The organism is Polaribacter reichenbachii, from assembly GCF_001975665.1.
Taxonomy (GTDB): domain Bacteria; phylum Bacteroidota; class Bacteroidia; order Flavobacteriales; family Flavobacteriaceae; genus Polaribacter; species Polaribacter reichenbachii.
Genome location: NZ_CP019419.1, coordinates 3,984,505 through 4,005,652, shown reverse-complemented (window position 1 = coordinate 4,005,652; position 21,148 = coordinate 3,984,505). Strand labels below are relative to the sequence as shown.

The following is a 21,148-nucleotide window of genomic DNA, read 5'->3' as shown; positions in this document are numbered from 1 at the left end:
TTATAAATCTTTTGTAATTGATTTTACAATCTTATTTTCTGATAAAAATTCTTTTAAAATTACTTTTAATGCAGTGTAAAGTGGTACAGCAGTTATCATACCAACAACACCTAAAAGTAAGCCTCCAATTATAATAATTAAGAAAATTTCTAATGGATGAGATTTTGTTGTTTTCGAAAATATTATTGGCTGACTTGCAAAATTATCTACCAATTGTGCAATTAAATAACCAATCATAATATAACCTGTTGTTGGTAGAATTTCTGTCTGAAAATCTAGTTCTATATTACTAGTCATTGATAAAATGCACATTAAAATGGCGCCTATCATTGGGCCAACATAAGGAATTAAATTTAGCAATGCACATAAAAAAGCAATTACAACAGCATTGTCAATACCAAATATTAAGAGAATAATTGTGTAAAAAACAAATAAAATAGTAATCTGAATTATTAAACCAATAAAATATCGAGAAAGTAAATTGTTAATGGTTTCTAGAGATTTAGAAAACCTTTTTTCTGTTCCATTAGGTATTAATGTCATTACTCCATTTTTTAACAATTTGCTATCTTTCATAAAAAAGAAAGAGATAAACAATACCGAAAATAAACCAACACTCAATGAACCTACAGCACCTAAAACTGAATTTAATAAGTTAGGTATTTCTTGAAATTGTGATAAAAAATCTACATTTTTTAATTCGCTTAAAACATCTATACCTTTCGATGAAAAATAGGTTGTAATTTGAGTAAAAATTCTCTGTAAATTATTTTCTAATTGATCTACTTCTAAAAGAGATAAACTTCTGCCTTGCTCTACAATTAAAGGAATAAACATTAAAATTAAACCAGTAAGTAAACCCAACATTAAAATCATTGTGGTAACTACAGCTAATGTATTTGGGAATTTTAATTTTCTCTTTAAAAAAAGAATACCAGGTCTTGCGATTAAAGATAAAATTGCAGCTATAATTAAGTAGATAATTACAGATTGAATTGCGTATAAAAAATAAACCAAAATAAAAATTCCGAGAAGAATTCCTAAGGCTCTTAAAATTCCGTTAGCTATAGTTTTGGCTGTCATTAATTATATGCTTTTACTTCTCCCATACTTAATCTTCTTCCATTTAAAAAAGTATGATTTGTTGGTAGTAAAGTACCACTTTCTGTGGTAACCCAATCATCCCAAGTAACTAAAGTGCCTTGTTTACCTCGGTTTTTTAAATACATTTTATAACTTTTTGGCACATAGTTTTCATCTAAAATCCATACATAAGCATCACCAGGAGTTGTACCACCAGAAGTGTAAGTTATTCTTAAAGCTGTTTCGTTTTCTATATTTTCTATGGTTCTAATAACTCCATCATCATATAATTTATGAGGTGCAACTAGCCAAAAAGAATCATTATTAAAAATATCCCAAGCTCTTTTTACAATTTTTTCATCAGTATCTTCTTGTTTTACTCCTTCGAAAAATACGATACTTTTTTCTAAATCTTCGGGATATAAATTTACTTTAAAATCATCCCAAGATACATCAACAATATGATTTTTTTTATCCCAATTAAAACTTCTTTTACCTGCAAAACTCCATTCGATAAACTTTGTTTCTTTATAAGCTTCGTGTTTAAGCGCTTTTAAAATTTTATCAGCCAATTCATTTGCTTTTTCGTTATAAGCATTAACATTACCCATATCTATTTCTAGACCAAAAAGTGATAATGTATGTTTTGTAGGTAATTTTATACCTGCTTCAGTTTTTTTCCAGTTAGACCAAGAACCAGAAACTCCACCAATTGGTATTACAGAGGTCCACATTTTAAAAGAGGTAGGGTAGTAGTTTTCGTCTAAAATCCAAAGATAAGAATCTCCAGGAGTAGAGCCACCAGAAGTATAAGTAACCATTAAAGCGTTTTTACCTTCGTGTTTTATAATGCTTCTTTCTGTGCCAGCATCAAAAATTTTATAAGGTGCTATTAACCAAAAAGAATCGTTGTTAAAATAGCCTTGAGCTTGTTTTATTAATTTTTTATTTTCAGAAATTTTTCCATCAACATAAACAACAGATTTTTCTGGTTGTTTGGTGTTTAAAGTTACTTTGTTTTCTGCCCATGAAATATGGACAATATTTTGTTGTTTATGCCAAGTGTAAAAATGCTCATTTCTAAAACTCCATTTTAAAATTTCGGTATTTTCGAAAGCTTCGTGGTTTATGGCATTATACATTTTTATAGCTAAAGCATCTGCTTCTTTGCCTTTTTTACCTTGTGGTAAATCTTCATTATTTATAAAATAGTAAACCACGCAAAAACCAATGATTAAAAGTAATATAGTAGCAATAATTTTGAAAAACTTTTTCATAGAAAAAACGATATATTAAAAAGCGAATTTATTAATTTTTAATCAGTCATTATTTATTTTTCTCATAATAATCTAAAATATGTTGAGGTATTTCCATTGATTTTGGTTTTCCTTCATCAGGAATTGGATATTCTGCAATTTGTTTTATAGGTATAATACCAGCCCAAACCTCTAATTTATAATCTTCTGGTTCATCAGCAACACCAACATCTCTAATTTTTGCAGATGCAGTTTCTATGGTAAATTCTACCACTAATGTTCTATCTAATTCCTTTTGATACATTGGTCTTAAAGAATCCCATTGATTTGGTACCATTTGATCTACAATCAATCTTAAAATTTTTGTTTTATCTTCATCTTTTTCGACCTTTTTTAGATTACCAAAAAGAGTTGCAGATCTATAATTTACTGAATGATGCAAGCCAGAACGTGCCAAAACCAAACCATCTAAATGCATAACAGTTATAGAGGTTTCTTTGCTTTCTAAAATTGATAAAAGCATTCTATTGCCTGTAGAACCGTGAATATAAATTTTATCCTCTTTTCTAGCATATGCCATAGGAATCGTGATTGGTTTTCCATCATAAATATAGCCTACATAACACAAAAAACCAGCATCTAAAATGGTGTTAATTTTTTCTACATTGTAAGTACCTCTATTTGCACCTCTTTTAATTCTGTTGATTTTTGTTTGCGGATATTCTTTCATTTTATAAAGTTTTTTCAAAAATTAAGTTCTCATAATTAGTTTTGCCAACATAAAAGTCGATACTACCAACTTCTTTAAAATCATATTTTTTATAGAATTTTATGCCTTTGGTGTTTTTGTAATAAGCTGTTAACCATATCTTTTTGTAATTTAATTCAATTGCTTTTTTAAGTATGATTTCTTGTAATTGAGTTCCTATTTTAAAACCTATAAAATCATTTAAAATATATAGCCTTTGTAATTTACAATAACTTTCATCTATTGAATTTAAGGTGTTTACGTTTAAACAAAGTTTAGCAAAACCAATTGGTAATTCATCAGAAAAAACAATCCAAAACATATTGTTTATGTCATTTAACTCTTTTTTTATTTGAGAAACAGCATAATATGTATTGTAAAAATCAAGTAAGTTTTTCTTATCTTCAATAAAATCTCCATGAGATTCTGTGTAGGTAATTCTGCCTAACAACGCTATATAAGTTGCATCATTTTCAGTAGCTCTTCTTATTTCAATCATTTTATCTATCCTTTGGATTTATTTTTAAATATGCATCTGAGTTTAATTTTGCAACTTTAAGATCTTTAGGTTTAAAAATTCTTTTTGTTGATGCTGGATATTTTTCAATCATTTTTAATGGACGAATTGGGCGTTCAACAAAATTACCAGCACAATTCGGACAAACATTTTTAAAAATCTCGATAGCACAGGTTTTACAATAAGTACATTCAAAAGAGCAAATCATTGCTTCTAATGATGTGTTTGGTAAATCTTTATTGCAATGTTCGCAATTAGGTCTAATTTCTAACATTCAAATATTTGTTTTTAATAACATCTGTATGCCAAATGTCATGACCAATAATTATAAAAGCTGCTGCTCTTGCAGACATTTTGCCACCACTTGCTTTACCTGTAAAACATAAATCATCATCGCTTAAACTTTGTAATAAAGCTATAGAATTATTTCTATTGATGTTAAATTCATTCAATAAATTCTCTAGAGATTTTTTATTAGCTTTTGATGGATGGTTGTAAATTTCTTGATCGTAACCAGCCAAAGCAGTTGTGTCTCTTCTTGCAATTCTAAAACATCTGTACATAAAGATTCTTTCAGTATCAATAAGGTGTTGTAAAATTTCTTTTATCGACCATTTTTCTGGTTGATACCTGAACTCTAATTTATCTTTAGAAATGGATTTAAAAAATGAAGTTGTAGCAGATTTTCCATCAATAAAACCTTGTAATAACTCAGTTTCATTGTTTAATTTATCTAAATATCTTTTAAAATAAATCTCAAATTCTTCTAATTTTAAATCTTGTCTTTTCATCTTTTAGTGGTTTGATATTTCAAAATTACTATATTTATGGTCTATTATAATCGTCCAGAATAAAAATATAAAGTAGTCCAGAGAATGTTTCCATATAAAACAATTTTTCATTTAGATAGAAATGGCAATCAAGCCTTGTATTTACAGTTGGCAAATCAGTTTATTCAATTGATAAAAGAGCGAAAATTAGTTCCTGAAACAAAATTACCTGGAAGCAGAATTCTAGCAGATTTGTTAAGTGTACACAGGAAAACTGTAGTTGCTTGCTATGAAGAATTATTATTACAAGGTTGGGTAGAAAGTATTCCTAAAAAAGGAACTTTTATCAATTCTAATTTGCCAGAGTTACATCAGCAAAACTTTATTGAAAAAGATATTTTATCATCAGATAATAAAATCGGATTTAACTTTTATACTGATATATCTTTAGAACGTAGTTTTTTGAAACCTAAAGAAGGTTTTATGTATTTAAATGATGGGATATCTGATGCTAGATTAACGCCAACTGAAGATTTAGCTAGAACCTACAGACGAATTTGTAGTAGAAAAGATATTTATAAAGAAATGTCTTATGGTTCTCTTTTTGGCAATGAAAAATTAAGAATCACTTTAGCTGATTATCTGAATAAAACTCGTGGTTTAAACATTAAAAAGGAAAATATTTTGATTACTAGAGGTAGTCAAATGGGAATTTTTTTATCGGCAAAACTACTATTACAAAAAGATGATAATATTATTGTTGGACAAACAAATTATACATCTGCTGATACTAATTTCTTACAGAGAAATGCAAATTTAATTCGAGTGAATGTTGATGAAAATGGACTTTCTACGGATGAAATTGAAGAAATTTGCCAAAAAAAATCTATAAAAGGAGTTTATGTTACCTCTCATCATCATCATCCAACAACAGTAACTTTATCCGCAGAAAGAAGGATTCATTTATTGAATTTAGCTAAAAAATACAATTTTGCAATAATTGAAGATGATTACGATTACGATTTTAATTACAATCATTCACCTATTTTGCCATTAGCAAGTCATGATACGAATGGCAATGTTATTTATATAGGTTCTGTGTGTAAAACTGTGGCTCCTGTATACAGAATTGGGTATATTATTGCACCAAGTTCTTTTGTAAATGAAGCTGCAAATCAAAGACGGTTTATAGACAGACAAGGTGATGCTTTATTGGAATTAACTTTTGAAGATTTTATAAAATCTGGTGATTTAGACAGGCATATTAAAAAAGTGATGAAAGTTTATAAATCAAGAAGAGACTTGTTTTGTAGTTTATTAAAAGATAATTTTTCAGATGTTTTTTCTTTTGATAAACCAAAAGGAGGAATGGCTGTTTGGCTAACTTTACATAAAAAATATTCTTGGAAAACAATTGCAAAAATTGCAAGAAAATATAAATTAGAAATAGGTGAATGGCGACGTTATGACAATGCTAAAATTGGTCATAATGCAATAAGAATAGGTTTTGCAACTTATAATGAAGAGGAAATTTATGAGTTGATGAGTAGGCTTTCAATGATTTTTAATGATATTAAAAGTCAAGAATTCACAAAATTTACGTAGAAACTTGAGATTATTATTTTCTGGTTATAAAATTCAAATGGAATTTTTGCGATTCTAACTTTATTCTGTTTTCATTGATTAATTAGTGTATTCGTGGCAAAAAATAAAAATCTTCTTAAATTTCTTAGGTAATTCTTTAGATATAGAAATTGTTTCTTTCGTAAACGGATGTAGAAATTCTAAAGAAAAAGCGTGTAAATACAAACCTTTTCCTTTTAAAATTAATTCAGAATTTCCATAATCTTGATCACCTAAAATCTGATGATCAATTGCTGATAAATGTTTCCTTAACTGATGTTTTCTACCTGTTTTTGGCAATAATTTCACCAAATTTAAAAACTCAAATCGTTCTGATTTTACAGATGATAAAACTTCAAATTCTGTGGATGCTTGTTTATCATCAACCTTAAAATTGATTGTACCTCCAGCACACATTTTACCAATTGCTATAGCAAAATAAGTTTTTTGAATTTCTTTGTTTTTGAATAAATCACTCAATTTTTGGATAGACGAACTTGTTTTGCCAACTAATAAAACACCTGATGTTGGGTAATCTAATCTATGAATGGGTTGTGGTTTTACTGCATCTGTTTGATTACTTTTTTGTAAGTTTTGTGTTAATGCATTTGCAACAGTTACAAATTTATTTCCACTCACTAAAATGCCAGAAGGTTTGTAAATAATAGCTAAATAGTCATCTTCAAATAAAACTTCTAAATCGAGTTTTAGCCTTTTAAAATTAGCTTGATTTTTAGGTTCAAAAAGTTCAATTTTTTCTCCTCCAGAAATATATTTTGATGTTGTTGCTAGAACTCCATCAATAAAGATATATCCTTTTTTAATTGCTTTTTTTATACTAGATTTTGTGGGTATTGTTTTAAAAACACCAACTCCATATTCTTGAAAACGAATTGGTTCTTGTAATTTTTTAGCAATATGAGTTTCTAAGAGTTGCATTATTTTGCAAATAACTGCCCAATATCTTTAAAGGCTTTAAACTCTAAAGCATTATTTTCTGGATCTTTAAAGAAAAGAGTAGCTTGTTCACCTACTTTTCCTTCAAATCGAATACAAGGTTCTATTACAAAATTGGTATTTACAGCTTTTAATCTTTCTGCTAAAGCATGCCAATCTTCCCAAGTTAAAACAACTCCAAAGTGAGGAACAGGTACATCTTTACCATCAACAGCATTAGAAATACGCTCAGGATTAAATCCGTCTTTTTGATGAATTACCAATTGATGTCCGAAGAAATTAAAATCTACCCAATGAACATCAGATCTGCCTTCTTCGCATTGTAAAATATCTCTATAAAAAGCTCTACATTTTTCTAAGTTTTGAACTGGTATTGCTAAGTGAAAGGGTTGTGTTTTCATTTTTTTTAGTTTCAAAGTTTCAAAGTTCAAAGTTTGGTTAAAATTTAAAATTTAAAGTTTAATAAGTTTGACTAATTTTTCATTTTTGCTAACAGCTAACATCAAATTAAAATCCATCAGCAGTATCATCACCTCTTTTATCTGCACCACCTTCTAAAGTTCCATTTGGTAAAACTAAAATAGCAGACACTTTACCTATAATTCTAGAAGTAGTTTCATCAATAGTATAACCAAGACTTGTTAACTCTGTAATGGTTTCTTTATCAAAACTATTTGGTTCCATTTTTACAACATCTGGCAACCATTGATGATGAAATCTTGGCGCATTTACAGCTGCTTGCATATTCATTTTAAACTCGTGAACATTTAAAATTGTTTGTAAAACAGAAGTAATAATTGTTGAGCCTCCAGGAGTACCAACTACCATAAAAAGTTTTCCATCTTTTTCTACAATTGTAGGTGTCATAGAACTTAACATTCTTTTTTCTGGAGCAATTTCATTAGCTTTTGCACCAATTAAACCAAACATATTTGGCTCACCAGGTTTGCTGCTAAAATCGTCCATTTCATTATTAAAAAAGAAACCTAATTCAGAAGAATATAGTTTAGAACCATAAGCACCATTTAAAGTTGTAGTTACAGAAACTGCATTTCCAAACTGATCTATTATTGAATAATGTGTGGTTTCATCACTTTCAATAATTTCTACATTTCCATAAGACACATCAGCAGAAGAAGTGGCTTTGTCAAAACTAAAATCAGACATTCTCTTATTGCTGTAAGATTTGCTAATTAATTCTTTTTGCGGAATTGTAACAAAATCAGGATCACCCAAAAAATGACTTCTATCTGCATACGCACGTCTTTCTGCTTCAGTAATAACCTGAATAGCTTTTGTGCTATTATGACCAAATTTATCTAACTCAAAAGGTTCTATAGCATTCATTATTTGTGCCAAACAAACTCCACCACTAGAAGGTGGAGACATAGAAATGATACGTAAACCATCATAATTAAAAGTAATAGGAGTTCTCCATTTTGCTTCGTATTTTTCTAAATCTTCAAGAGTCATAATTCCACCATTATCTTGTATAAATTTTACTAAGGTTTTTGCAATTTCTCCTTTGTAAAATTCATCTTTTCCATTTTTTTGAATTTGGATTAATGTTTCTGCTAAAGCAGGATATTTTATAGTATCATTTTCTTTCCATTTGTGCGTAAAAGTGATAGAATCTTTGTTCACTTTATCAAATAAAGGACGATAATTGTTCAATCTTTTTTCTTGTTTAGCAGTTACAACAACACCACGTTTTGCTAAAGCAATAACAGGTTCTAGAATTTCTTGCACCCTTAAACTCCCAAATTTTCTATGTGCTTCAAAAACACCAGCAACAGTGCCAGGAATTCCAATTCCCATTGCTCCAATAGTACTTTTTCCTTTAATTATATTGCCATCATCATCTAAATACATATCTCTAGTGGCTGCTAATGGCGCTTTTTCTCTATAATCTAGTGCACCAATTTCGCCATCATTTTTTCTGTAGACCATAAAACCACCACCACCAAGATTTCCTGCAAAAGGATAAGCTACAGCCAAAGCCATTTCTGTGGCAAACATTGCATCAAAAGCATTTCCGCCTTTTTTTAATATTGCTGTTCCTATTTTAGAAGCTTCAACTCTGGCAGAAACTACCATTGCTTGTTTTGTAATTAGGCCTATTTCTTTTTTAGTTACTTTTTCCTTCTTGTCATTACAACTAATTACAGAAAAAAGAAGTATGAATAGTATAAATGGTTTTAAATTCATTATAGTTCTAGATTAGAATTGTTGTAAATTTATAAAAAAGCATTTTTTTTTAGCTTGATAAATTTGTTAAATCTTTCAGTTTAATAGTTGTAAATTCTAACAAATCTTTAAAGAAAATTGTAAAATCCTCTTCTAATTCCTTTTCAAATAAAGATAAATCTTCGATAGCTAAATTCATTTGAGATTTACCTTTAGTTCTTTGATTCATTCCGTTTAAAACTTTCTGAATTCCGTCTTTAAATTGATAGTTGTACAAAATGTTGTACTCAATCATATATTTTATAAAATTCTGAGATTTTAAAGGTAAGCTTGCTGAAATTTTATCAAAAAAAACATAAACTGAATTTGCATAAACATCTAAAGGAATTGCAGAATAATTGGCCCAATTTTTAGCCAAAAAGTAATCGTAAAAAATATCGATAATTACGCCATCATAATGTCTGTAACGTTCGTGTAATCGTCTTTTACTTTTTCTAACAATAGGATGTGTATCTGTAAAAGTATCAATTTCTCTGTGTAGAAAAATACCTTGCTGAATTTCTTTAGAAAAGCCTTCGTAATTGTTGCCTCTAATATGATCTGCAATAAAATTACCAATCATAATATTGGGGTTGTTTTGCGATAAGTAGAGGTGAGCTAGGAAATTCATTAAATGTGTTATCTATTTTTACTAGGGTTTTGGCGAGTATCAAAAACTCTTACAATATAGATTTTTCCTTTACCAATTCTATAAGTTATTTTATAATGACTTGTTATAATTTTACGATAGTTTCTTTTTAAATGGTTAAAAGACTCATCAATTTGCCCCGATTCTAAAATATTTACTTTCGGGTTTTGAAGAATTTTTGGAGTATTGATGATGTTTTGAGAAATTTCAGTTGTTTTCTTTACACCATATAAGTTAAGGTTAAACCTTGTTATTTTTTCTAAATCTTTAGTTGCTCTTTTAGTCCAATTAATAATATTACTCATTATTAACCCAGCTATTTAGCATTTTCTCTACTTCTGAAGTATTGTATAAATCTCCGTTTTCAATATCCTCTTCACCTTCTTCAATCATTTTGTCTAATTGCTTTTGGTGCTTGTAGTTCTTTATAATTTGGTATAGTTTTTTTAATGAAGACTCATCTTCATTTTTTATAATTTCTAATATTTCGTTTCGAATTTCTAAAGTACTCATAACTGATATTTTAGTAAAGATAAGAAATCTTCTTATAAACAAGAAGGAATCAAAAAACCACAACTAAAAAGTTGTGGTTTTATAATTATTATAGATTCCTGTTTTCACAGGAATGACAAATCTTCCTTAATAAAAAAAACACTGCGTGTTTTAGTTATTCAACATAACAGGCATAACAAGCATTGTAACTTGTTCACCTTCGTCTGTACCATCAATAGGTGTTAAAATTCCTGCTCTGTTTGGTAAAGACATTTCAATTAAAACTTCGCTAGAACTTAAATTGTTTAACATTTCACTTAAAAAACGTGAGTTAAAACCAATTTGCATATCATCGCCTTGATAATCGCAACTTAAACGTTCGTCTGCTTTGTTAGAGAAATCTAAATCTTCTGCAGAAATGTTTAATTCAGTTCCTGCCATTTTTAAACGAATTTGGTGTGTAGTTTTGCTAGAGAAAATAGAAACACGTCTTACAGAGTTTAAAAAAGAAGCTCTATCAACTGTTAATTTATTCGGATTTTCCTTAGGAATTACAGCTTCGTAATTTGGGTATTTACCATCAATTAATCTACAAACTAAAACTACATTATCAAAAGTAAATTTTGCATTAGCATCATTATATTCAATAGTAACATCGCTTTCAGAACCACCTAAAATACCTTTTAATAAGTTTAAAGGTTTCTTTGGCATAATAAACTCTGCTGTTTGGTCTGCAGTAACATCAGTTCTAGAATATTTTACCAATTTATGAGCATCAGTAGCAACAAAAGTTAAACTTTGCGAGCTAAACTGAAAAAATACACCACTCATTACTGGTCTTAAATCGTCATTACCAGCAGCAAAAATAGTTTTAGAAATTGCAGTTCCTAAAATACTTGCAGGTACAACAGTTACACTTGGGCTAGGTAAAGAAACCGCTTTCGGGAATTCATCACCACCAAAATAAGCCATATCATATTTTCCTTGATCAGAACTAATTTCTATAGTATTCTCGCCTTCAGTTTTAAAAGTTAAAGGCTGATTAGGAAAAGTTTTTAAAGTATCTAACAACAAACGTGCAGAAACAGCAATAGAACCAGTACTTTCGCTTTCAACTTCTACCACAGAACTCATTGTGGTTTCTAAATCTGATGCAGAAACTTTTAATTCGTTCTCAGATAGTTCAAATAAAAAGTTATCTAAAATAGGTAAAGTGTTGTTGCTATTTATAACGCCGCCCAAAACTTGTAATTGCTTTAGTAATTGCGAACTTGATACAATAAATTTCATTGATTTTATTTTCTTAATTATTCTTACAAATATAACCTTAATATGTTGTTTTAAAAATTAATTTATTAACAGGTTATGAGCAATTTGTTGATGAATATTCTAAATGTAATTTTACGGCTATTTTTTACTTTTTCTTCGGATTTAAAAACGTTATAATTATGTTAAGAGTCCTATTATTACTGATTAAAAAACTACATTTGTTTGTTGTCAACAAAGAAAAATGAAGAAAAAAATACTTTCAATTTTAGCAATTTTGCTGATATCAATATCAGTTTTTGCACAAAAACCTCAAAAATTAACCTCTAACCAGATTTACGAGAAAATTCAGAAATTGAATTTTTTGGGAACAGCTTTATACATTGCTGCACATCCAGATGATGAAAACACTAGATTAATTGCTTATTTAGCCAATAAAGTTAAAGCAAGGACTGGTTATTTATCGTTAACAAGAGGAGATGGAGGTCAGAATTTAATTGGTCCAGAAATTAGGGAATTATTAGGTGTTATTAGAACTCAAGAATTATTAGCAGCCAGAAATGTAGATGGTGGTGAACAATTGTTTACAAGAGCCAACGATTTTGGTTATTCTAAACATCCAGATGAAACCTTAGAAATTTGGAATAAAGAAGAGGTTTTAAGTGATGTTGTTTGGGCCATTAGAACTTTTAAACCAGATGTAATTATCAATAGATTCGACCATAGAACACCTGGAACTACGCACGGACATCACACAAGTTCTGCAATGTTAAGTGTAGAGGCTTTTGATTTGGCAGGCGATACTTTAGCTTATAAAAATCAGTTAGAATATACGAAAACTTGGCAGCCAAAGCGTTTATTTCATAACACTTCTTCTTGGTTTTATAGAGATAAAGCAAAGTTCGAAGAAATAGCAAAAGAGTATACAAAATTCGATATTGGCGTTTATTATCCGTTAAAAGGTTTGTCTAATAATGAGTTAGCTTCAATGGCAAGCAGTCAGCATTTGTGCCAAGGTTTTGGTAGATTAACAACAAGAGGAGCCCAAACAGAATACGCAGAGTTTTTAAAAGGGGAACCTTTAAAAGATAAAAATGATATTTTTTCTGGCATTAATACCACTTGGAATCGTGTAAAAGGTGGAGGAGAAATTGGTGATATTTTATATGAAATTGAAAAGAATTTCGATTTTGTACATCCAGAAAAACATATAAAGCAGTTGTTAGAAGCTTACACTTTAATTATTCAATTAGAAGATAGCCATTGGAGAACCATTAAAGAAAAACAAATTAAAGAAATTATTCAGGCAAGTACAGGCTTGTATTTAGAAGCTTCTGCAGAAAGTTCTTATGCTACACCAAATTCTAAAATTAATGTAGATATGGAAGTCTTAAATAGAAGCGAATCTTTTATGATTTTGTCATCAATAACTTCTACTGTGGATGATAAAACGTATGCAAAACAATTGCCAATAGGCAACAATAAAAAGTTTAATTTTAGAGAAATAATTAACCTTAAAGATCTAGCATATTCAGATCCTTATTGGTTAAAGCAAGATGCCACTTTAGGTATGTATCAAGTAGATGAGCAAGTGTTAATTGGTAATCCAGAAACCAAAAGACCTGTACAAATTGATTTTAATTTAATTATTGATGGCATACCAATAACATTTACCAAAAATGTAGTTAGAAGATTTTCTGAAAGAGATAAAGGAGAAATTTATCAACCTTTTGAAATTTTGCCATTAGTAACTACCAAATTAAAAGACAAAGTATTAATTTTTGATGATGAAAATCACAAGCAAGTTAGTGTTACTGTAAAAGCGGGTGCAAATTTTATTTCTGGAAAATTGGTTTTAGAAATTCCTGAAGGATGGCAAATATCACCAAAACAACATATTTTTAATATCGAAAAGAAAAACGATCAAGAAACTTTTGATTTTGCAGTTTTTCCGCCAAAAAATGAATCTGTTGGTAAAATAAAAGTAAAAGCTACTGCCAATGGAAAAGAGTTTACCAAAGAATTGGTAGAAATTAATTACAATCATATACCAAAGCAATCTGTTTTATTAAATTCTGAAGCCAAAGTTGTTCGTTTAAACATTAAAAAAGTGGGCGATAATATTGGTTATATAAAAGGTGCAGGAGATGTTGTTCCAGAAAATTTACGTCAGATTGGTTATACTGTTGATGAAATAAATCCAACAGAAATTAACGACGAAAATTTACACAAATACGATGCTATTGTTTTAGGAATTAGAGCTTATAATGTAGTTAAAGAATTGAAGTTTAAACAAAAATTCTTGTTAGAATATGTAGAAAAAGGAGGTAATTTAATTGTACAATATAACACCAATAGAGGAGTAAATGTTGGAGCTCCTTATACTTTAAAATTATCAAGAGATCGTGTTACAGACGAATTTGCTGAGGTTAGAATTTTAGATGAAAAACATCCTGTTTTAAATTATCCAAATAAAATTACGCAAGACGATTTTAAAGGTTGGGTACAAGAAAGAGGTTTATATTTCCCTAATTCTTGGAGCGAAGAATACACGCCAATTTTATCTATGAATGATAAAGGAGAAACTGCAAAAGAAGGTAGTTTACTTATTGCAAAATATGGTAAAGGAAATTACATTTATACAGGTATAAGTTTCTTTAGAGAATTACCTGCAGGTGTTTCTGGTGCTTATAAATTGTTTGCAAATATGCTTTCTGTTGGTAAAAAGTAATAAAGTTCACAAATTAGTTTAGCCCTGATTGAAACATTTGTTTGAGCTCTTTTTTAGTGTCAGTTCGAGTAAATTTGTTTTTTTGCAAATTTGTATCGAGAACAAACTAAAAAAAGCGAGTGTTGAAAGCAGGAAATAGCTACAAAAAAAACATAAAATGAATAAAAAATACACTTGGAAAAAAGAATACACTTTGGTGTTAGTGGCAAATGTTATTTATTTAATTGCGTTCTATTTTATTACAAATTATTTTACAGTTTAGAGTATGGAAATAGCAAGTAAATTACACACAATAGACTGGATTATTTTATCTGTAACTTTAATTTTTATTGTGGCTTATGGTACTTATGTAACCCGAAAAAACGCCAATGTTTCAGACTATATAAAAGGTGGTAATGACACAAAATGGTGGACAATTGGGTTGTCTGTTATGGCTACACAAGCCAGTGCAATTACGTTTTTATCTACTCCAGGTCAAGCTTTTCATAGTGGTATGGGGTTTGTGCAATTTTACTTTGGTTTGCCAATTGCAATGGTTATTATTTGTGTGGTTTTTATACCCATTTATCATAAGTTAAAAGTATATACAGCTTACGAGTTTTTAGAAGGCAGATTCGATTTAAAAACACGAAGTTTAGCAGCTATTTTATTTTTGGTTCAAAGAGGTTTAGCTGCAGGAATTACTATTTTTGCACCTGCTATAATTTTAAGTGCAGTTTTAGGTTGGGATTTGTTAACGCTTAATATTATTATCGGTTTTTTAGTAATTATTTACACAGTTTCTGGTGGTACAAAAGCCGTTAATGTTACTCAAAAACAACAAATGATTATCATTTTTATAGGAATGCTAATTGCGTTTTTTATGATAATGAGTCAGCTGCCAGAAAATATCACCTTTACAAATGCTTTAGAAATTGCTGGAGCAAGCAATAAAATGGAAGTGCTCGATTTTTCTTTTGATTTAAGCAACAGATACACAGTTTGGACAGGTATTTTAGGTGGTACATTTTTAATGCTTTCATATTTTGGTACAGACCAAAGTCAAGTGCAACGTTATTTGTCTGGAAAATCGGTTAGAGAAAGTCAGTTAGGTTTAATTTTTAACGGACTTTTAAAAGTGCCAATGCAGTTTTTTATCTTGTTAATTGGGGTAATGGTTTTTGTATTTTATCAATTTAATCCTGCTCCATTAAATTTTAATCCGACAGCAAATGAAGAGGTTGTAAAAACGAAATATGCACAAGAATATAAGCAATTAGAGCAAGAACATATAGCCATAGAAACTCGTAAAAAAGCACTTTTTTTAGATGGATTTCAGATCGATGAAAAACAAAAAATTCAAGAATTAAATGCTAAAGATTTAGTTTTAAAAGAAAAATCGAAAGCAATTATTGATAAAGTTGATGAAGAAAATACTTTAGATAAAATAGAATCTAATGACAAAGATTATGTGTTTATTCATTTTATTTTAAACAATTTACCAAGAGGTTTAATAGGTTTATTATTGGCTGTAATTTTATCTGCAGCAATGTCTTCTACAGCATCAGAATTAAATGCATTAGCGAGCACAACTGCTATGGATTTATACAAACGAAATATAAAAAAAGAAAAAAGCGAAGCCCATTTTGTAAAAGCATCTAAATGGTTTACGTTAGCTTGGGGTATAATAGCAATTTCTGTGGCTTGTATTGCCAATTTATTCGATAATTTAATTCAGTTAGTTAACATTATTGGATCTATTTTTTATGGTAACGTTTTAGGAATTTTCTTACTAGCATTTTTTATAAAGTTTGTTAAAGGAAATGCTGTTTTTGTAGCAGCTTTAATAACGCAAACCATAATTATAGGAGTTTATTTTTTAGATTGGTTGCCTTATTTATGGCTAAATTTATTGGGATGTGTTTTGGTAATGGCAATTGCAATCATTATTCAAACAATTTTACCTAAAAAAACGAATTTAAAATTAAGTGAAGTGTAAAAATGGAAAATAAAACGATTAAATGGGGGATAATTGGTCTTGGTAAAATAGCCAATAAATTTGCTACGGATTTAGTAGTTGTAGAAAATGCAGAATTGTATGCTGTTGCTTCTAGAAATCAAGATAAATCTGATGCTTTTGCTAAAGAACACAGTGCTACAAAAGCCTATGATTCTTATGAAGATTTAGCAAAAGATAATGAAGTAGATGCAGTTTATATTGCAACTCCACATAGTTTTCATAAAGAACATTCCATTCTTTGTTTGCAACATAAAAAAGCAGTTTTATGCGAAAAACCTTTTGCAATGAATTTGCAAGAAGTAGAAGAAATGATCGCAGTTGCCAAAGCCAATAATGTGCTTTTAATGGAAGCTTTATGGACGTACTTTTTGCCTCATTACAAATATGTTTTAGATATTATACAAAGTCAGGAATTTGGTAAAATTAAAACTTTAGAAGCCGATTTCGGATTTTACAGAGCGTTTGATAATTCATCAAGATTATTTAAAAAATCTGTTGGTGGTGGTAGTTTGTTAGATATTGGAATTTATCCAATTTTTGCAGCTCTTTCTACATTAGGAATACCTGAGAACATTGCTGCTACAGCTACATTTTTTGAAAATGGTGCAGATTCCAATTGTAATATCACTTTTGATTATAATAATGCAAAAGCAATTTTAAAAAGTTCTTTAGATAAAGATTTACCAACAGAAGCAATTTTTACTTTTGATGAAGCTGTAATTAAAATAAACACAATGTTTCATATGCCAACAACAGTTACAGTAGTTAAAAATGGCAAGGAAGAAATTATTGATTTCAACTATAAAACCATTGGTTACAATTTTGAAACGGAACACTTTAATAATTTGATAAGAAATGGTAAAAAAGAAAGTGATATTATGACTTTCGATTTTTCTAGAAACTTAATATCAACCTTAGATAAAGTTAGAGAAATTATTGGTTTAGAATATTAAGGTTATTAGATATTTAAACATCAAAAAAGAGTTTGAAATCCTATTTCAAACTCTTTTTTAATTCATTTTATACATTTAAAGTTAAGCAGTTTTTGGTTTTGTAAAATATTTTTTACGCAACCAAAAAGAAACTTTTACCAATAAAATTAATGCTGGTACTTCTACTAATGGACCTATTACACCCGTAAAAGCTTGCCCAGAATTTAATCCGAAAACAGCAATAGCAACAGCAATTGCTAATTCAAAATTATTACCAGCTGCAGTAAATGCAACCGCAGTTGTTTTGTCGTAATCTGCGCCAGTTGCTTTGGTAAAGAAAAAGCCGATGATAAACATTAATGTAAAATATATCAATAAAGGAACAGCAATCAATAAAACATCCATTGGTATTTGTACAATTAATTCTCCTTTTAAAGAAAACATTACAACAATTGTAAATAAAAGTGCAATTAAAGTTAAAGGAGAAATTGTTGGAATAAACTTTTTAGTATACCATTCTTCACCTTTTAATTTTACCAAAACTAACCTACTTAAAATACCTAAGAAAAACGGAATTCCCAAATAAATAGCAACGCTTTCTGCTATAGTTGCAATAGAAATATCTACAATTGCACCCTCAAAACCAAAATAGGGTGGAAGTACAGTTATAAATAACCAAGCGTAAAAACTGTAAGCAAATACTTGAAAAATACTATTTAAAGCCACTAAACCTGCACCATATTCGCTACTTCCTTCAGCAAGATCGTTCCAAACTAAAACCATTGCTATACAACGTGCTAAGCCTATTAAAATTAAACCTACCATATATTCTGGATAATCGCTCAAGAAAATAATTGCCAAAACAAACATTAAAACAGGACCAATAATCCAATTTAAAATTAATGAGATTGATAAGATTTTGGTATTTCTAAAAACCTTTGGTAACAATGCGTAATTTACTTTCGCCAAAGGCGGATACATCATTAAAATTAAACCAATGGCAATAGGTATGTTTGTAGAACCTTTGCTAAATGAGTTGATGAAATCTGGAAAAGTTGGAATAAAAAATCCTAAACTTACACCTAAAGCCATTGCAACAAAAATCCATAAAGTTAGGTTTCTGTCTAAAAAACTTAATTTTTTATTAGCCATTTTTAAGCGTTTATTTGTGAGAATATGTAAAACATTTCAGTAGCAATTTGTATGCTTCTTTCGTTATATTTTTCTGCTTGTTGAGGTGTGTTATCAAAAGCTTTTGGATCTTCGAAAGTAATAGGAATACGTTTTTCTGCACCTACAATAAATGGGCAGCCTCCATCTGCTTGTGAACAAGTCATAATTGCAGCAAAACCAGATTTTGGATTAAAATCATCTGTTAGTTTTTTAGAAAATCCAATGATTGGATGCTCATTTTCTGAGTATTTAATGCTGTAAACAGGATTATTACCTTCAGAAATTGTTTTGATTTGGAATCCAGAGTTAGATAATGTTTCTGCAACAACAGGAAAAAGCGCTGTAGCTTCTGTTCCTCCAGAATAACAAGTTACATTATAAATATTAAAATAATTCGAAATGGCTTGTGCCCAAACTTGCGATAAATGGCTTCTTCTAGAATTGTGCGTACAAATAAAATTGATTCTAATCGCTTCTTTATTGTTTACTTTTTCTTGAATGTAGTCTGTTAAAGGTTGTAAAACTTCTTTACGTTCTTCTGAAATTGTTTTTGGATCTAACTGCGAAATAAATGTTTCAATTTCTTTAAATAGAGTAGTTTCTGTAGTTGTCATTTTTATATTAATTTGTTAATTGCAATTTTGCGATTAATATTTTTAAATTTTTTTAATCTATTTCTGATTTTAATAAATATTGATGTAAAATTTCATTCATCAATTATTACATTGCAATATTACGATTAATATTTAAAATGAAAAAACATTTTTAATTTATTGACATTTAAATAACATAAATATTACCCAATAAAAAAAACTCAAGCATAAGCTTGAGTTTTTAAATTTTATAAAAAATAAAAAGCATTTTACATTGCTCCCCATTCTTTTAAAGAAGCTGTATTCATTTTAATATAACCTCCGTTATTTGCTTTTTTAGCATATTTTAAAGATTCTTTTGCGGCTTTAATTGCTCCGCTTTTATCTCCTGCTTTAGCATAAATTAAAGATTGTCTTCTTAAAAACCAAAATTTAGGAGCATCAGCAGTCATTTCTACAGCTTTATCAATCCAAGTTTTTGCTTTTTCTATGTCTTTACCAGCACTTAAATTATAAGCTGCTGCTGCATAATAATCATCAGCAGAAGGACCCTGCATAATTTTTTCTATTTCAGCAGAAACCATAGCATCTGTAGGTGTTTCAAATTCTAAACCTACATAAGTGTTTTCCCACATAATACCTAAAACTGCAGAATTGTTCGTTAAATCATCAAAAGAAATGGTTAACGTTTCAATAATCATTGGTATTTCTATAACTGGTACATTTACTTTAACAACCACTTTAGATTCATCCCATTTTGCAGGATTTCCCCAGTTTGTAGCATCAGCATATAACATAATATCCCAAGTTTTTTCTCCTGGAATTGTGTATAAAGCATAAGTGCCTTTTTTAACTTTAGTACCTGCAACAGTTACATCAGTACTAAAGGTTACTTTAGTATTTTGGTTGGCACCAGTTCTCCAAACTTTACCATAATCTTCTAATCCTCCAAATATTTTTCTTCCTTTTACACCTGGTCTTGAATATTCTACAGTTACATCTGTTAAGCCAACAATTTGTTCAATTTTTTGAAACGGACTTGGAGCTGGAGTTTTAATTTGTGCGTTTGCAGAAAAAGACATTGCTGCTACAAATAATGATAATATAATTTTTTTCATAAATAAGTTGATTTTAGTTTTTAATTACTTTCAAAAGTACAACTTCAAAATTACAATTTCAAAAAGTGACTAATGTTAACAAAACCTTAAAAAGGGATTGTATCTTTGTATCATTAAAGGCAGTAATAGATGAAAAATATTAGCATTTTAGGTTGTGGTTGGTTAGGTAAACCTTTGGCTGTCTCTTTTTTAGAGGATGGTTTTTCTGTAAAAGGTTCTACAACATCCGAAGAAAAAATAGATGTTTTAGAAGATTTGGGTATTGAAACGTATTTGGTTGATATTTCTGAAAATGAAGAATTTGATGCTTTTTTAGATTCAGATATTTTAATTATTGCTATAACTTCTAAAGATATTGATGGTTTTGAAAATTTAATAGCTCAAATACAAGAATCATCTATTCAAAAAGTAATTTTTATAAGTTCTACTTCTGTGTATGGGCGAATTAATAAAGTGATGACAGAAGAAGATGAGGTTTTAAAAAATCATCCTTTAGTAGAAATTGAAAATTTATTTAGAGAAAACACCTTTTTTGAAACTACAATTATTCGTTTTGCAGGTTTGTTTGGTGGTAATAGACAGCCTTATAATTGGTTTAAAAATGGTAGAAAAATTCCACAACCCAAAGGTTTTGTAAATATGATTCATAGAGAAGATTGTATAGAAATCATTCACGAAATCATTAATCAAAATTCCTGGAACGAAACGTTTAATGCTTGTTCTAATCATCACCCAACAAGAAGAGAATTTTACACGTTAGCCAAGTTGAGTGCTGGTTTTGAAATCCCAGAATTTGAATTTAATGCTGTTTATGAATGGAAAATAATTTCTTCGGATAAAATTCAGAAAGTTTTAAAGTATGAGTTTATTCACGATGATTTACTTTCATTTTAAGTTTCAAAGTTTCAAAGTTTCAAAGTTTCAAAGTTTCAAAGTTCTGAGTTTAAAGTTCAAAGTTTGGATAAAATTTAAAGTTTAATAAGTTTGACTAATTTTTCATTTTTGCTAACATCTA

Annotated in this window: 21 protein-coding genes; 5 read left to right on the top strand and 16 right to left on the bottom strand. The window is 29.1% G+C overall.

The window, feature by feature from the left end; translation table 11 throughout:
* Genes BW723_RS17125 through BW723_RS17100 form a run of 6 tightly spaced genes read right to left on the bottom strand, consistent with a single transcriptional unit; the run spans window position 1 to window position 4,395 of the window.
* The gene (locus BW723_RS17125; protein ID WP_068359319.1) at window positions 1–1,083 is read right to left on the bottom strand and encodes an AI-2E family transporter; all 1,083 of its coding nucleotides are present in this window, start codon (window positions 1,081–1,083) and stop codon (window positions 1–3) included.
* Window positions 1,083–2,360: a hypothetical protein gene (locus BW723_RS17120; RefSeq protein WP_068359316.1), complete on the bottom strand. Its 1,278-nt coding sequence runs from the start codon at window positions 2,358–2,360 to the stop codon at window positions 1,083–1,085. Before BW723_RS17120 ends, BW723_RS17125 begins: the two co-directional genes overlap by 1 nt.
* Window positions 2,361–2,409: 49 nt before the next feature.
* On the bottom strand, window positions 2,410–3,069 hold the full coding sequence (locus tag BW723_RS17115) for a pyridoxamine 5'-phosphate oxidase family protein (protein ID WP_068359384.1): 660 nt from the start codon (window positions 3,067–3,069) through the stop codon (window positions 2,410–2,412).
* A 1-nt stretch (window position 3,070) separates the two neighbouring features.
* Window positions 3,071–3,586, bottom strand: coding sequence for a GNAT family N-acetyltransferase (locus BW723_RS17110; RefSeq protein WP_068359313.1), 516 nt, complete (start codon window positions 3,584–3,586; stop codon window positions 3,071–3,073).
* 1 nt (window position 3,587) lies between these two features.
* The gene (locus tag BW723_RS17105; RefSeq protein ID WP_068359310.1) at window positions 3,588–3,878 is read right to left on the bottom strand and encodes a DUF1272 domain-containing protein; all 291 of its coding nucleotides are present in this window, start codon (window positions 3,876–3,878) and stop codon (window positions 3,588–3,590) included.
* The gene (locus BW723_RS17100; RefSeq protein ID WP_068359302.1) at window positions 3,865–4,395 is read right to left on the bottom strand and encodes a DinB family protein; all 531 of its coding nucleotides are present in this window, start codon (window positions 4,393–4,395) and stop codon (window positions 3,865–3,867) included. Before BW723_RS17100 ends, BW723_RS17105 begins: the two co-directional genes overlap by 14 nt.
* An 84-nt stretch (window positions 4,396–4,479) precedes the next feature.
* Here BW723_RS17100 and pdxR point away from each other — a divergent pair, with 84 nt between their 5' ends.
* Window positions 4,480–5,979 carry a MocR-like pyridoxine biosynthesis transcription factor PdxR gene (gene pdxR, locus BW723_RS17095; RefSeq protein ID WP_068359298.1) on the top strand — a complete coding sequence of 500 codons (1,500 nt, stop codon included), beginning with the start codon at window positions 4,480–4,482 and terminating at the stop codon, window positions 5,977–5,979.
* Window positions 5,980–6,057: 78 nt separating this feature from the next.
* On the opposite strand, the gene BW723_RS17090 is transcribed toward pdxR, so the two are convergent.
* The 7 genes from BW723_RS17090 to dnaN all read right to left on the bottom strand — a co-directional run bounded on the left by BW723_RS17090 (window position 6,058) and on the right by dnaN (window position 11,611).
* Window positions 6,058–6,936 (bottom strand): RluA family pseudouridine synthase, encoded by an 879-nt coding sequence (locus BW723_RS17090; protein ID WP_068359290.1) that lies wholly within the window; start codon window positions 6,934–6,936, stop codon window positions 6,058–6,060.
* A complete protein-coding gene (locus BW723_RS17085) occupies window positions 6,936–7,355 on the bottom strand; it encodes a VOC family protein (protein ID WP_068359286.1) in 420 nt (139 codons plus the stop codon). The genes BW723_RS17090 and BW723_RS17085 overlap by 1 nt, the downstream gene beginning before the upstream one ends.
* A gap of 106 nt (window positions 7,356–7,461) precedes the next feature.
* Window positions 7,462–9,162: a gamma-glutamyltransferase gene (ggt, locus tag BW723_RS17080; RefSeq protein WP_083139660.1), complete on the bottom strand. Its 1,701-nt coding sequence runs from the start codon at window positions 9,160–9,162 to the stop codon at window positions 7,462–7,464.
* Window positions 9,163–9,211: 49 nt separating this feature from the next.
* Entirely contained in the window at window positions 9,212–9,811 is a 600-nt protein-coding gene (locus BW723_RS17075; protein WP_226789179.1) for an acyl carrier protein phosphodiesterase, read from the bottom strand.
* Window positions 9,812–9,819: 8 nt separating this feature from the next.
* Window positions 9,820–10,134, bottom strand: a complete 315-nt coding sequence (locus tag BW723_RS17070; protein WP_068359271.1) for a type II toxin-antitoxin system RelE/ParE family toxin — start codon at window positions 10,132–10,134, stop codon at window positions 9,820–9,822.
* Window positions 10,127–10,342 (bottom strand): hypothetical protein, encoded by a 216-nt coding sequence (locus tag BW723_RS17065; protein WP_068359268.1) that lies wholly within the window; start codon window positions 10,340–10,342, stop codon window positions 10,127–10,129. Before BW723_RS17065 ends, BW723_RS17070 begins: the two co-directional genes overlap by 8 nt.
* 150 nt (window positions 10,343–10,492) lie before the next feature.
* Window positions 10,493–11,611, bottom strand: coding sequence for a DNA polymerase III subunit beta (gene dnaN, locus BW723_RS17060; RefSeq protein ID WP_068359265.1), 1,119 nt, complete (start codon window positions 11,609–11,611; stop codon window positions 10,493–10,495).
* Between the two features lie 220 nt (window positions 11,612–11,831).
* Here dnaN and BW723_RS17055 point away from each other — a divergent pair, with 220 nt between their 5' ends.
* The 3 genes from BW723_RS17055 to BW723_RS17045 all read left to right on the top strand — a co-directional run bounded on the left by BW723_RS17055 (window position 11,832) and on the right by BW723_RS17045 (window position 17,270).
* Entirely contained in the window at window positions 11,832–14,318 is a 2,487-nt protein-coding gene (locus BW723_RS17055) for a PIG-L family deacetylase (RefSeq protein ID WP_068359262.1), read from the top strand.
* 265 nt (window positions 14,319–14,583) lie between these two features.
* Window positions 14,584–16,296: a sodium:solute symporter family protein gene (locus BW723_RS17050; RefSeq protein WP_068359260.1), complete on the top strand. Its 1,713-nt coding sequence runs from the start codon at window positions 14,584–14,586 to the stop codon at window positions 16,294–16,296.
* 2 nt (window positions 16,297–16,298) lie between these two features.
* A complete protein-coding gene (locus BW723_RS17045; RefSeq protein WP_068359258.1) occupies window positions 16,299–17,270 on the top strand; it encodes a Gfo/Idh/MocA family protein in 972 nt (323 codons plus the stop codon).
* An 81-nt stretch (window positions 17,271–17,351) separates the two neighbouring features.
* Here the strand turns inward: BW723_RS17045 and arsB are convergent, their stop codons facing one another.
* The 3 genes from arsB to BW723_RS17030 form a co-directional block, all read right to left on the bottom strand.
* Window positions 17,352–18,401, bottom strand: coding sequence for an ACR3 family arsenite efflux transporter (gene arsB, locus BW723_RS17040; RefSeq protein ID WP_068359255.1), 1,050 nt, complete (start codon window positions 18,399–18,401; stop codon window positions 17,352–17,354).
* A 2-nt stretch (window positions 18,402–18,403) separates the two neighbouring features.
* The gene (locus BW723_RS17035) at window positions 18,404–19,036 is read right to left on the bottom strand and encodes an arsenate-mycothiol transferase ArsC (RefSeq protein ID WP_068359252.1); all 633 of its coding nucleotides are present in this window, start codon (window positions 19,034–19,036) and stop codon (window positions 18,404–18,406) included.
* 248 nt (window positions 19,037–19,284) lie between these two features.
* Complete coding sequence (locus BW723_RS17030; protein WP_068359246.1) at window positions 19,285–20,133, bottom strand: DUF2911 domain-containing protein; 849 nt, start codon at window positions 20,131–20,133, stop codon at window positions 19,285–19,287.
* Between the two features lie 129 nt (window positions 20,134–20,262).
* On the opposite strand from BW723_RS17030, the gene BW723_RS17025 reads away from it, so the two are divergent.
* Window positions 20,263–21,027 carry an NAD(P)H-binding protein gene (locus tag BW723_RS17025; RefSeq protein WP_068359240.1) on the top strand — a complete coding sequence of 255 codons (765 nt, stop codon included), beginning with the start codon at window positions 20,263–20,265 and terminating at the stop codon, window positions 21,025–21,027.
* The last annotated feature ends 121 nt before the right edge of the window (window positions 21,028–21,148 follow it).